Source organism: Anabaena azotica FACHB-119, from assembly GCF_014697625.1.
Lineage (GTDB): Bacteria > Cyanobacteriota > Cyanobacteriia > Cyanobacteriales > Nostocaceae > Trichormus > Trichormus azoticus_A.
Genome location: NZ_JACJSG010000027.1, coordinates 45,766 through 58,465 on the forward strand (window position 1 = coordinate 45,766; position 12,700 = coordinate 58,465).

Annotated in this window: 17 protein-coding genes; 14 read left to right on the forward strand and 3 right to left on the reverse strand. The window is 38.1% G+C overall.

Translation table 11 applies throughout. The features are described from left to right. The first annotated feature begins 497 nt into the window (after window positions 1-497). The 5 genes from H6G83_RS19475 (at window position 498) to trxA (ending at window position 2,960) form a co-directional block, all read left to right on the forward strand. A complete protein-coding gene (locus H6G83_RS19475) occupies window positions 498-797 on the forward strand; it encodes an RNA recognition motif domain-containing protein (RefSeq protein WP_190475316.1) in 300 nt (99 codons plus the stop codon). A gap of 87 nt (window positions 798-884) precedes the next feature. Continuing rightward, the gene (gene rpsU / locus H6G83_RS19480; RefSeq protein ID WP_190475318.1) at window positions 885-1,073 is read left to right on the forward strand and encodes a 30S ribosomal protein S21; all 189 of its coding nucleotides are present in this window, start codon (window positions 885-887) and stop codon (window positions 1,071-1,073) included. A gap of 96 nt (window positions 1,074-1,169) precedes the next feature. Continuing rightward, window positions 1,170-1,583: a hypothetical protein gene (locus H6G83_RS19485; RefSeq protein ID WP_190475320.1), complete on the forward strand. Its 414-nt coding sequence runs from the start codon at window positions 1,170-1,172 to the stop codon at window positions 1,581-1,583. Window positions 1,584-1,743: 160 nt separating this feature from the next. Next, window positions 1,744-2,211 (forward strand): translation initiation factor IF-3, encoded by a 468-nt coding sequence (infC, locus tag H6G83_RS19490; RefSeq protein ID WP_313936535.1) that lies wholly within the window; start codon window positions 1,744-1,746, stop codon window positions 2,209-2,211. A 422-nt stretch (window positions 2,212-2,633) separates the two neighbouring features. Further along, window positions 2,634-2,960, forward strand: a complete 327-nt coding sequence (gene trxA / locus H6G83_RS19495; protein WP_190475322.1) for a thioredoxin — start codon at window positions 2,634-2,636, stop codon at window positions 2,958-2,960. Window positions 2,961-3,227: 267 nt separating this feature from the next. Here the strand turns inward: trxA and H6G83_RS19500 are convergent, their stop codons facing one another. From H6G83_RS19500 to H6G83_RS19510, 3 genes are all read right to left on the reverse strand, one after another. Further along, window positions 3,228-3,518 carry a hypothetical protein gene (locus H6G83_RS19500; RefSeq protein ID WP_190475324.1) on the reverse strand — a complete coding sequence of 97 codons (291 nt, stop codon included), beginning with the start codon at window positions 3,516-3,518 and terminating at the stop codon, window positions 3,228-3,230. Between the two features lie 178 nt (window positions 3,519-3,696). After that, window positions 3,697-4,002 carry a P-II family nitrogen regulator gene (locus H6G83_RS19505; RefSeq protein ID WP_190475326.1) on the reverse strand — a complete coding sequence of 102 codons (306 nt, stop codon included), beginning with the start codon at window positions 4,000-4,002 and terminating at the stop codon, window positions 3,697-3,699. 161 nt (window positions 4,003-4,163) lie between these two features. After that, the gene (locus H6G83_RS19510) at window positions 4,164-4,463 is read right to left on the reverse strand and encodes an RNA recognition motif domain-containing protein (RefSeq protein WP_190475328.1); all 300 of its coding nucleotides are present in this window, start codon (window positions 4,461-4,463) and stop codon (window positions 4,164-4,166) included. Window positions 4,464-4,901: 438 nt separating this feature from the next. On the opposite strand from H6G83_RS19510, the gene H6G83_RS19515 reads away from it, so the two are divergent. The 9 genes from H6G83_RS19515 (at window position 4,902) to H6G83_RS19555 (ending at window position 12,687) form a co-directional block, all read left to right on the forward strand. Continuing rightward, the gene (locus tag H6G83_RS19515; protein WP_190475330.1) at window positions 4,902-6,596 is read left to right on the forward strand and encodes a DUF3352 domain-containing protein; all 1,695 of its coding nucleotides are present in this window, start codon (window positions 4,902-4,904) and stop codon (window positions 6,594-6,596) included. An 897-nt stretch (window positions 6,597-7,493) separates the two neighbouring features. Further along, complete coding sequence (locus H6G83_RS19520) at window positions 7,494-7,775, forward strand: hypothetical protein (protein ID WP_190475332.1); 282 nt, start codon at window positions 7,494-7,496, stop codon at window positions 7,773-7,775. 309 nt (window positions 7,776-8,084) lie between these two features. Further along, entirely contained in the window at window positions 8,085-8,342 is a 258-nt protein-coding gene (locus H6G83_RS19525; RefSeq protein ID WP_190475334.1) for a hypothetical protein, read from the forward strand. Between the two features lie 395 nt (window positions 8,343-8,737). Beyond that, complete coding sequence (locus tag H6G83_RS19530; protein WP_190475336.1) at window positions 8,738-8,989, forward strand: hypothetical protein; 252 nt, start codon at window positions 8,738-8,740, stop codon at window positions 8,987-8,989. Window positions 8,990-9,115: 126 nt separating this feature from the next. Next, window positions 9,116-9,367, forward strand: coding sequence for a hypothetical protein (locus tag H6G83_RS19535; protein WP_190475338.1), 252 nt, complete (start codon window positions 9,116-9,118; stop codon window positions 9,365-9,367). Between the two features lie 126 nt (window positions 9,368-9,493). After that, window positions 9,494-9,739 carry a hypothetical protein gene (locus H6G83_RS19540; RefSeq protein ID WP_190475339.1) on the forward strand — a complete coding sequence of 82 codons (246 nt, stop codon included), beginning with the start codon at window positions 9,494-9,496 and terminating at the stop codon, window positions 9,737-9,739. A gap of 129 nt (window positions 9,740-9,868) precedes the next feature. Beyond that, a complete protein-coding gene (locus H6G83_RS19545; protein WP_190475341.1) occupies window positions 9,869-10,114 on the forward strand; it encodes a hypothetical protein in 246 nt (81 codons plus the stop codon). 110 nt (window positions 10,115-10,224) lie between these two features. After that, window positions 10,225-11,403 (forward strand): aminoglycoside phosphotransferase family protein, encoded by a 1,179-nt coding sequence (locus tag H6G83_RS19550; RefSeq protein ID WP_190475343.1) that lies wholly within the window; start codon window positions 10,225-10,227, stop codon window positions 11,401-11,403. A gap of 180 nt (window positions 11,404-11,583) precedes the next feature. Beyond that, window positions 11,584-12,687: a T3SS effector HopA1 family protein gene (locus H6G83_RS19555; RefSeq protein ID WP_190475345.1), complete on the forward strand. Its 1,104-nt coding sequence runs from the start codon at window positions 11,584-11,586 to the stop codon at window positions 12,685-12,687. The last annotated feature ends 13 nt before the right edge of the window (window positions 12,688-12,700 follow it).

The following is a 12,700-nucleotide window of genomic DNA, read 5'->3' on the forward strand; positions in this document are numbered from 1 at the left end:
AGGTATTGAATCTTGTGCAAAACTTATATACTAGCCTCATATAAATTAAAGATTTTCTTGTTATTTAATAATTAAGTGATCTCTTATGAACAAGTAGGCGTTTCTCTAAAAAGCTATTAAACACTTTTTTATCTCACCGCCTACCAATAATGACCGAAGATGAAAAGGATACAAGCCTCTACATTTATTTATGGGGATTGTAATGCGTGAATTTTGAATTGGAGCGTTCGCGTAGCGTCTCGTAGAGAAGCGACTTATTTTGCATTCTTCCAGTTGCTTTGTGTAAATATTATCAATTACTGATGATTATAAAACCACTGCTCCTGCTTTAGAGAGAGATTTTGGAGAGTTGTTGAATGTCGTGTTAAAATAGAAGATAAGGATAAAATTCGGTTACAAATTTTGTTTTATATATTAACAGGCTAGTACCTTTTGGTATTAACAGGCTTGTCTCCGACAATTCTATCTCTACACACTTATGATTGCGGGGACAATTTATGTCACTTTATGTAGGCAACCTCTCTTACGATGTTACACAAGAGACTCTCAATAGTGTTTTTGCAGAATATGGTTCTGTAAAACAAGTTACCCTACCCACCGACCGGGAAACAGGACGTGTGCGGGGCTTTGCTTTTGTAGAGATGGGTACAGATGCAGAAGAAACAGCAGCTATTGAAGCTCTTGATGGTGCTGAGTGGATGGGACGTAACCTAAAAGTTAATAAGGCTAAACCCAGAGAAGACAGAGACTCGTTTGGCGGGAACCAAAGAAATTACGGTGGACGTAACCGCTACTGAAGTTTGAGCAAAACATGAGTTGGTAATTTTTCTCTGATTGACTGGGTGGCTTAACACTAACCAGTGATAATTAAGTAAGGACATGAAATGACTCAAATCATAATAGGCGAGAATGAGGGGATTGAGTCTGCTTTGCGTCGTTTTAAACGAAAAGTCTCCCATGCTGGTATTTTTCCAGATATGAAAAAATCTCGGTATTTTGAAACGCCAGAGCAAAAACGTAAGCGGAAGGAAGTTGCTAGACACAGACAGCGTAAGAGAAGTTTTCGCAATTGAGTCTGCAAAAATTTGCCTTATTTCTCTAATCTTATCAGTATTTTAGCAGCAGATTAGAGAAACCATATTAACTTAGTAACCTGATGCTTTCTGTCTATGGAATCTAACAAGTACAAAATTGATTACAAATTTCATGCGATCAGTATTGAGGAGGAATCATTAAGCGGCAAAGCTTATTATTATAAGATTTCTGGTGAATTATGCCATGATAGCGGATTTGTGAACTCAATTTCTGAGGCAGAAAAAGAAGCGAAAGAAAAGATTGATGAAAAGTTTACTCAAATAGATAATAAATCCGCTTTACATAGATATTGTGTAATGCGTGATTTTGAAAGTTTTGTTGAAGTCTTAAATCAACAAAAAGAAATTTCTCAGGAAGTGGTTCATCAAATAGCTTCTCAACTAGCTTTAGCTTCAACTTTAAAGTATTTTACTAAAGAAGTATTAACTAACGATGTAAATCGTTCAGTAGAGGTGATTAAAGAACTAAATATAGATAATTTACAATAGAGGTGGTTGGGGGAAGGTGTAGCGATCGCCAGTTGCCTAGCAAGTAAAGAAGTAAAAATTTATAGTCAACAAATAGATAGTACTGTGTTACCTTAGTAATACTTGCTCTTGCAGGTATTGAAAATAGGAGGAAATAATTATCGTAGTCCAAAAGCAGCTGATTAATTCACAAATCAAGTCCCCCCAGGTGTTCTTGATTGATCATGAAAATAACAATCGTGGTCTCATCGACACCCATGAAGCTCTACAGTTAGCGCAAAGCGTGGAACTTGACCTAGTTATAGTCTCTCAGAGTAAAGACACTCCAGTGGCGAAGATTGTTAACTATGGCAAGCTTCAGTATCAAAAGAAAAAACGTCAGGGTCAAAGTGCTAGACCCACCGTAAAAGAAGTTCGATTCCGTCCCAACGTCGGTGCGGCTGATTATAATTTACGCATCGAGCAAGCGCTTCAATGGTTGAGTAAAGGCGATTCAGTTAAGTTTGCTATTCGCTTACGAGGGCGAGAAAATCAATATCGAGAGCAAGCTGGACAAATGCTAGAACGGATTGTCACGGATCTAGGTCAAGTAGGTAAAGTCCAATCACTTGATAAACGTTCATTGATTGTGCAAATTATGCCCGCTTAAAGTAATCTCAGCGCTCTAGTCTGTGAAGCATAGAGCGCTAATTATTAATTTTATGAGAGTGTTTTTTTAATGATAGAAATTTTGCCAGTATCTGCTGATCAGGTGTCTGTGCAATACACTTAATTTACTCAACTCTCAAGAAACACAGGAGTGTAGGGGTGTAAGGGTATAGGGGTATAGGGGAAGAAAAAAGTGTTTCTTCTATATTTTGCGCTTTGCGCCGCGCTAGTGGGAGGCTCATATATTGCACCATTACATTATTGCGAAAATCAAAGCCTAAAACCCCTGTTATTTCGTAGGGTGGGGAGTGCAGGGAGCCATATACTTGTTGAGAAAGTGCAAGATGTCAGTCAACAAAAAAAGTGTATATTTTTATAGTCATCTGTTGACTATAATTTTACTTTGATGCAGGAAAATAAATAATGTCTACTGACACAGTTGCTTATATTCAGGAAAATGAATTTGATACGCTTTTAACTCAAGAAAAAGTTCTTGTTGTTGACTTTACTGCAACTTGGTGTGGCCCATGTCGTCTTGTCAGTCCGTTAATGGATCAACTTGCCGAAGAATACAAAGACCGCGTTAAAGTTGTTAAGGTCGATGTGGACAACAACAAACCAATCTTTAAAAGATTTGGACTGCGTAGTATTCCCGCCGTGCTGATTTTTAAAGATGGTGAATTAGCGGAAAAAATTGTCGGAGTCTCTCCTTATGAGCAGTTCACCACTGCTGTTGAAAAGCTTGTTTAGATATAGCCAGGACTTATGCAACTAGCACCTGGGGTAGGGTGCGTCAGATGTGGAAAATCCTTGAATATGTACGAAATTATTGGGGCTGACGCACCCTACATTTAGTTCGATTATGACACTTGCGTAAGTCCTAATAGCTAGTTTTGAGAACTTAGTAAACGCAATTTCTCAGCAATACATAGATAAATGAAGGTTGTATTGCTGAGAAAGAGTAAATAAATACTTAAAGATTATTGTGGTGAAGTAAGAGCATCATGGGCAGATTCCCTAGTTGACATTAAGCTTCATAGATTCTTGGATATTACTCACACAAAAATTAATATGAGAGCGGATAGCCTGCTCATAAACCATAGTTTGTTGTGTGCGTATTCCTATTGGCTGATATACCAACTTAATTTCGGGAAACTCGCACCAATACATCAAAAATATATCTTTGGCAGGAGTAATAATTTCATAATTATTTTCCTGCTTTTTCTTTTTCAACTTACAATTATTTAGATGTAATTTTTCTCTAAATAATTTCTCAAATTCTGGAATTGTATTTGACGTAATTTCCATAATTTATGCAGGTTAAAACCTGTTGTTAGGGCAAAGATCATCTTTCGATACGACTAAGTATTACACTTTTAGCTGCATTAAGTTAAGCCTAGTCATATCCAATTTTTCAGCAATTGTCAACTGATAAAACTTGTCGTTGCAAAATAGCTGTCAGCACTCACTGAGCCAAAAAATTGCATCAATAGAAAGCTTCTATATTTTGTCGGAAAGCTATTAAGGCGTGATTACCCTGTTCCTCTTTCAGCGCCACCAGGATTGCATCTGATGCACCCAATGAAACAATTGTCTTGATTTCAATATTAGTGTTGTAGCCTGCTAAGTCTGACAAACGTCTTCCGTGACCTCCCTCACCTTGCACTTGATTAATGGTGTAGCCGCTTACATCATGCTTCTTCAGTAGCTTCACAATACGGTCTTTTAAAACAGTTTCACCAATGATGGTGATTAAAACAGCAGGTTCGACGATAGTGGACAGGTTTGACATAAATAACTCCAAAGATGAGGTTTTGGCGCAAAAAGCTTAATCTTTCGTTAACTAATCCCAACCTTGTAAAAAAAAGCTCAAACATTTCTGCTTGAGCCAGTCCTAAGTACAATAGATATGCTGGATTAATGGATTAGCTTCAAGCACTTAATTAATAAAGCTTAGTAGCGGTTCCGTCCGCCGTAGCCTCCCCGATTACCACCAAAAGAACCTCTATCTTCTTTAGGTTTAGCTTTATTAACTTTGAGGTCACGTCCCATCCACTCAGCACCATCAAGTGCTTCAATGGCTGCTGTTTCTTCAGCATCACTACCCATTTCCACGAAGCCAAAGCCGCGCATCCGACCTGTGTCACGGTCAGTGGGTAGCTGAACTCGTTTTACAGAACCATATTCTGCAAAAACAGCATTTAGACTATCTTCTGTAACATCATAAGAAAGATTGCCTACATAAACTGACATAAATTTTCTCCGAAATCATAGGTATGTGGAGATTTAGGTTTCGGAGAAAAGTCTGTAAATACCAAAAGGAAAAAGCCCGTCAATACTAAAAACAAACGCGGTCGCCGAATTAACTCTCACCTTCTAGTATGGCATAGCAATCAAATATTAGGGGGGATTTACAAAAAGCGTTACATAAAGTTATAAGTTATTTTTTCTCAACAGGCTGCTCAATTAACACAACTAGCAACATTCCCTACCTTGTTTTTGTATCATTTGCGGATTCGGTCTTCATGCTTTTGAAGTATTTTCTGGAATACTTTTTCACTTAGTGATAAACAAGCTATATTTTTTACATAAAAATTATCAAAATGCCTAGAAATTAGCAATAATTCCGAAAAGTCTACAGTGACGTTTTGCATAACCTTGGTGACAATTTAAGCAAACGAGGAGTATACAATGCCCGAATCAAAGTCAAAAATTCTCATTCCTGTTGTCGGTGCAACTGTAGTTGTTGTCGGCAGTTTAGCCGCCTATATGTATCTGAGAGGGCCTGCTGGGGATAGTTCTGGCGCTTTAGGTAGCGCTAAACTAGTGCCTTCAACAGCATTAATGGCTACCTATATTACCACTGACCCGCAAGCCTGGGAGAAGTTACGGCAATTTGGCACGCCTGAAGCCCAAAAGTTAGTTGCTAAAGAGTTGGAAAATTTTAATAAACAAATGTCGAAGGATGGCAACATTTCTTATGAGAAAGACATTAAACCTTGGGTAGGTGGGGTGATGGTGGCTTTGCTACCTGCAAATGCAACCAAACCTGCTCAATTTAGTACACCTGCGCCGGGAACAACTTTGCCAACCGCATCGCAGCCAGAACCACAAGTTTTAATGGTAGTGGGGATTAAAGATAAACTCAGTGCTTTAAACTTTGGGAATAAATTAAAGGAGCAAAAGGGCATCAAATCCCAAGAAACTGACTATAAAGGCGAAAAAATTACAGAAGTCAAGACAGAATCTGGACAGCCAACATACAGTGCTATTTTAAATAATAGTTATATAGTGTTGTCTCCCGAAAAAGCGCCTGTAGAAAAAGCTATAGATACTTATAAAGGTCAAGCATCCTTTGTAACTAAACAAGATGCGAGTAATATTCTCAGCAAGGGTGCGGATGTTAAAAATTCTCTGGCTCAAATCTATATTCCTGATTATCCAGGGATGGTGAAACAACTACTGGCTGCAAATCCTCAAGCAAGTCAGGTAAATCCGCAGACATTGAAACAACTGGAACAGGTAAAGTCAATGGTTGCGGCTGTGGGTGTTGATGATGCTGGGGTAAGATTGAAGGCGATCGCTAATTTAGATCCCCAACTGAATAAATTCCCATATCAAAGCACACCATCGACAATATTAGGAAAATTCCCAGCTGAGACTTTTGCCCTCATCAGTGGACAAGGAATTAGCCGTGGTTGGTCAACAGTGGTCGAACAGTCACAAGATTATCCAGAATTTAAGCAGGCCATAGAACAGGTTCGCGCCCAAACGAAATTAGTAAATATTGACCTGGATAAAGACATTTTTGGCTGGATGGATAAAGAATTTGCTTTTGGTGCGATTCCATCAAACCAAGGTATATTGGCTAGTGTAGGTTTTGGTGGCGCTTGGGTGTTTGATACAAGCGATCGCAAAACCGCAGAAGCCACATTAACTAAGCTAGATACCCTCGCCAAAACCCAAAACATTAACATCACCAGCAGAAACATTGGTGGTAAAGACATTACCCAATGGGAAATTCCCCAACAAGGAGCTTTATTCGCTCATGGTTGGTTAGATGAAGACACCGTATTTTTAGCAGTTGGCGGCCCTGTTGCGGAAACCTTAGCCAACGCCAAGAACCAGACTCTAGACAATAGTGATAATTTTAAAGCGATCGCCGGGTCTTTACAAAAACCAAACGGTGGTTACTTCTATATAGATATGGATAGAACCATGACCTTAGTCAATCGTTTTGCAACGCAAACACAGCAACCCATCCCCCCGGAAGCTAATGCTATTCTCAGTTCCATTCGTGGTTTGAGTATGACTGCTAATAGCCCCGATAAATCTTCCAGCCAAGTGGAAATGTTATTAGCCCTCAAACCCAGCACTGCAAAGTAGAAATCATACCAATTCAAAACATCGCTCATCATATAGGAATCCGATTTGATTTCTGTATCCCTTACGGGAGCGTAGCCATAAAAATCTCAGTATCTGTAGTATCTGTAGGGTGGGCATTGCCCACCAAAGCCATGATATGGTGGGCAATGCCCACCCTACTACGTATATTTCAAAAATCAAGTATGAGTCCTATATAGGGGCTTACGACCGTAAGCCCCTATTAAATTTACAGTATTTTTCGCTCACATGCTGTACAGCGTGAAAATTTGACTTAGGTTAACTACCCACAATATAAAATCAGGTGTTAAAACAACAACTACAGTAATTTTACGTAAAATATTCACAGTATGTAACTTTAATAACCTAAAATTTAGTTGGAAGATGTTTGGAAAGTTCTAAGATGTCAAATTTTCTGCGAATCTCCTCACCATGATCCGGTTTATAGCAAGATAAATACAGCATTTTCCATCTAGATGAGGTGCATCACTCTAGTCCTAGAGGCTAGAGACTGTTTTCCAACTCTAAAAGTAGGTTGGGTTAGCCTGCAAAAAGCCCCTACGGGTTTACGTTCCTCAATCAAACCTATATCGAAGTCTAATTTGGGGTTTGAAAACAAGCCCTAACTTCTCCCCCTATATACCTGTACTATTTTCTAACATCGGCTCAGAGGTTTGGAGAGGCGTTGTCTACATCCATCGGACTCACGTTAAAAATAGATGGAGAATTTATTGCTTTTATAGACAAAAAAACTTGAATTTTGTCCTAAAAATTAGTACTTAAATCTTGATTTTATAAAATTCTGTCTCAAAATATAAGTGAGGATTTTATCTTTATATAAGCATCCTCAATTTCACTAATTCTGTCAGTCAAAATCACTTGCTTTAAGGAGACAAAGCAATGGTAAGAATAAAAATCACCGACCTTTCGCCCAATGAAGAAGGCAAATCAATTAATGAACTCACTGCTTGGGAAATAAAGAATGTGTATGCTGGAATGCAAAGAAGGTTTGGAAGAGACACCCTATCTGATTCATCCGGAGAAACACCATCAGGAACATCATCAGGAACATCATCAGAAACATCAGGATTTTCATTAAATGGTATGAGTGGAAGCATTAGTAGTTTGATGGATAATCTAGAAGTACAACTTCGAGATATACGCGGAAGATTGGGAATTTGACATCGTTTTCTGTTAATAACAAATGAATACTCATTAATTCGTGTGTTTTTGAATTATTATGCTGTTAAACACACGTTTTTTTTTGAAAATTACGCCCCTTGATCTATTCATCCATTAGGCAAGCAGGAGAAACGGAGAAAGCGGAAATAGCTTTATTCTTCACGCTCTGATACGTTCTGACTTTTCACGGGATCTGGAAAACCCCTCTCCTACAAGGAGAGAGGCTTTAATTGCTCCCCCTTCCCTTGTAGGGAAGGGGGCTGGGGGGTTAGGTCTGTCGTTATCTTTTCCACATGACGTGAAAAGTCAGTGATACGTTGCATACAAAGTCTCTACATCATTTATGTAGTGCAAATTCATAAAAAATTGGTATACACTAACATCTTGCATCTAGCCTTAGCGATTAGAAATCGTGGCTATACAAACCCAGTCCCTCCTGGTACTCCTACACCAGAAGCAAGCTACGGCAGTCCACCCGGCGCTTCATCCCGCACTTGTGGCTGCACTCACCGCCTGCGCCGACTAACACAAAATAAAGGTTTTTTAACCCGCGCAGGTGGTCACTGAAGCTCAAGAAGTGCGGGTTTTGCTTGTGTAGTTGTGATTTCTAGTCACCCGTTGCAAGATATAAGCCTCCCACGAGCGCGGTTAACGCTCCCGCAAAATATGAAAGAAACACAACTATTCCCTATTTTCTGTCACCTGTCACCTGTCACCTGTCACCTGTGTTTCTTAGAAGTATATCTATTATTGCACATATAACTTTCATGTTTACCAATCTATTTTGTGCCTAATAAATATACAAAATAATGTGGACATTTGCCACCTAATTATGTCTTTTAAATCAAGTTTTTTAGCTTGATTTTCTCTAAAAAAACAAATAAAAATTGAATCAACGGTTAAGCAACACTTAATCGCCTAAAGAAAACGACTGAACATAACAATTGTTTTAGGAGTCAATCATGGCATTTATTGCTGTTAAAGAATTACAAAATGCAGGTGCAGAATTATTCCAAGATTCTGAAAGCTTCCTCAACGAATTGAACAATGTCGATACCATTGCTGTGAATGGTGGTGGTGATGGTTATTCTTCAGCTACCAATGGCGTTTTAGATTTCGGTTTGAAAGGTTTTGAATTTGGTGCTATCACTTTTGGTGTTGATGCTATCGGACACCTAGTTAAATCCTTCAGCGATAATGGCTATCGCTACTAATTAAGAACTATTTACTGACGCAAGTAAATAGTTCAATGGGAATTGTTGCATCAGCGATTAAGTAAAGTCAATAGCTTAATCGCCTGCAATTTATCAGTAAATCAACAATTGTTTTAGGAGTCAATCATGGCATTTATTGCTGTTAAAGAATTACAAAATGCAGGTGCAGAATTATTCCAAGATTCTGAAAGCTTCCTCAATGAATTGAACAATGTCGATACCATTGCTGTGAATGGTGGTGGTGATGGTTATTCTTCAGCTACCAATGGCGTTTTAGATTTCGGTTTGAAAGGTTTTGAATTTGGTGCTATCACTTTTGGTGTTGATGCTATCGGACATCTAGTTAAATCCTTCAGTGATGAGGGCGGTTGGTACTAATTCAGAATTATTTAGTGACGTAAGTAAATAGTTCAACTGAAATTATTGCCTGAGCGATTAAGCTAAGTCAATAGCTTAATCGCCTGCAATTTATCAGGAAATCAACAATTGTTTTAGGAGTCAATCATGGCATTTATTGCTGTTAAAGAATTACAAAATGCAGGTGCAGAATTATTCCAAGATTCTGAAAGCTTCCTCAATGAATTGAACAATGTCGATACTATTGCTGTGAATGGTGGTGGTAGTGGTTATTCTTCAGCTACCAATGGCGTTTTAGATTTCGGTTTGAAGGGTTTTGAATTTGGTGCTATCACTTTTGGTATTGATGCTATTGGACACATGGTTAAGTCCTTCAGCGACAATAAATATTAGTAATAATTCTGAACTATTTATGAATTAAGTAAATGGTTCAACTGAAATTATTGCATCAGCGATTGAGCAAAATAATAGCTTAATCGCCTGCAATTTTTCAAAAAATCACAATTGTTTTAGGAGTCAATCATGGCATCTATTAATCTGACCGAACTACAGACAACCGGCTCTGAATTATTCCAAGATTCTGAAAGCTTTCTTCATGAACTTAATAATATAGATAATTCTGTTTATGGTGGTGATGATGGTTATTCTTCGGCTACCAACTTCGTTCTAGCGTATGGTATTAAAGGCTTTGAGTTTGGCGCTATCACTTTTGGTATTGATGCGATTGGACACTTAGTGAAGTCCTTTAGCTCTCATGATGGTTATTAATTTTTAATGACTTACTAAGCTAGATTAAGGTGTAAAGAACTTAATCTAGCTAAGACTGTATTGTTTTTGGCACAGAAAACAATTGTTTATTTAGTAATTAATCTAGGATTATGCCACCATTTATTTTAAATTCTCAAAATGTGTTTGAGTACCTAATATCACTAAACTTGTGTACTAAGTCAGAGCAAGTATTGAGTGAAATAGAGCTAAAACCTGCTAAAAATTTTAACTTATTAGTCACTTTACCTGAGAACAGAAAATTTCTGGTCAAGCAAGAACGTCATAACCTGGAAGGAAAAACATCTGGTGAATTTTTACTAGAATGGCGCATCCACGATTTTCTAAGAACATTTCCAGAACTTAGCTATCTTCGACCCTATTTTTCAGAAGTCTTACACTTTAATGCAAATGATTCAATTATAATTTTCAATTATCTCGATAATTATCGAGATTTGATGGATTTTTATGTTAAAGAAAACTTGGACATTTTTCCTAGTAAAATTGCAAATGCTGTAGGAAATACTTTGGCATTGGTTCATCGTGCTTCTATGAACAGTGAAGCATATGGAAAGTTCTTTCAACAGAATATTGATGAATCTAGTCAGCGTTCTCCCAGTTTAAATCGTGGATTAGATAGGCTGACTCCAGAAATTTTTGGTAAAGTTCCTGCTGATGGTATTAAGTTTTTTGCTTTATATCAACGTTACGATAGTTTGGGTCAGGCGATCGCACAATTAACCAATAGCTTTAATCCCTGTTGTCTCACCCATAATGATCTGAAGTTAAACAATATTCTTCTTTCCCTAGATTGGCAAGAAGCTACTGAGCAAAATATTGTTCGCTTCATTGACTGGGAACGAGGTAATTGGGGAGACCCAGCCAATGATTTAGGGACACTCATCGCTAGTTATTTGCAAATCTGGCTACACAGCATGGTAACAGGTCAGTCAATTGCGATTGAAGAGTCTTTGCGTTTAGCAGCTACCCCTTTGTATGTTCTCCAACCTTCAATTAGAGAATTGGTAACTGCTTATTTTACTAATTTCCCAGAAATTTTAGCACATTATCCAAATTTCTTACCACGGGTTATGCAGTTTTGTGGTTTAGCGCTGATTAAGGCTATTCACGCTCAACTTCAATACGAAAAAACTTTTGGGAATGCTGGTATTTGTATGCTGCAAGTTGCTAAAAGTTTATTATGTCGTCCAGAAACATCTATACAAAGCATTTTTGGTGTGGAAGCAACGGAACTTTTACCTACACACTTGCTTGTTAATTTGCATCAATAGGGCGGGCAAGATGCCCACCCTACAAGAGTTGAATCTAATTTCAATATGCAGTTTGTAGTCAGGACTTTAGTCCTCAAAAACTTAAAAAAGGACTAAAGTCCTGACTACAAACCTTGATTTATTTAGTTCATGTTACTTACGTCCTCCTCATCCCTCCATATCATTTACAGGCAAATCTCTATGCAGCTATTAGATTCGCTATCTGTCCAATTTTCTGATATTCCAGAGTCATTGCAGATATCTTTACAAGATATTATTCATAATGTTGAAATCCAATCTCAATATTGTATTAAGCATCCAAATTACAAACCTCTGGAATTACCTGAGTCTTCAGTTGCTAGGTTTCAAAAATTATCTACAGATTTACAAAATAAGTATTTGAGTCAACAGTTACGAAGTTTTCTTTATGGCATCTATTACAATGGCTCTTTAACAAAGTCTCTGGCATCTGATGGGGAAATATCTAATTTAGCGGTCAACCAAAATCTAGAGAACAACACATTTTTGGGTGTAGACTTAGCTTTTTACGATCGCCTGCATGAAAGTAACCGAGGTCAAGGCTACTGGAGCTATGATTGGCTTGTGGTTAGAGAAGAAGCAGATGGTGCTGTCGCTGTTCATCGCGATGGTTTGACATTGTATGTTGAACAGGATTCTCTGCAAGCACCTGTTAGCGTAGGTGATTTAATCCCGATTAAAATGCCTAAAAACCTTGTGCAGAACGGATTCTATATGGCGGTGGCTGATGCAGGTGCATCACAACAGTATCAAACACAGGATGAGATTTTGGTACGTGTCTACTTTAATGTGACTCCAGATGGTGCAGTTGCAGTTATGGACAGTTTGACTACCCATCTTAACGCCATACCTATGGCTTTTACCTTTAAAGCTTTATATAACCCTTCTGATTATGGACGTTATGACTCAGGCGTACTTTATTTTAATAAAAGTGAGTATGAACAAGTTCAACCTGTGCTGGAAATGATATATGCAGAACATCGATCGCACTTCCAAAACCAAGTACCCTTATTTACTAAGCCTATCGCACCAGGGTTAGCGATCGCTGAAGAACCAAACCACAGATTTAACGAAAAGGAAAGTTTTGGTACACACCGTTGTCAAATTGTGGCTAACGGTTTAATGGAAGCTTGGCAGCATGGTGATGATACACCAGCAGGTAGGATGGCAGCAATTTTGCAACATTTCTCTTCACTCAAAATTGAATTGCAGCGTCCTTACCTCAATGCTGACTCTGAAGATATTTATACATCTTTGTGCTGGTAAAAACGCCAAGGAT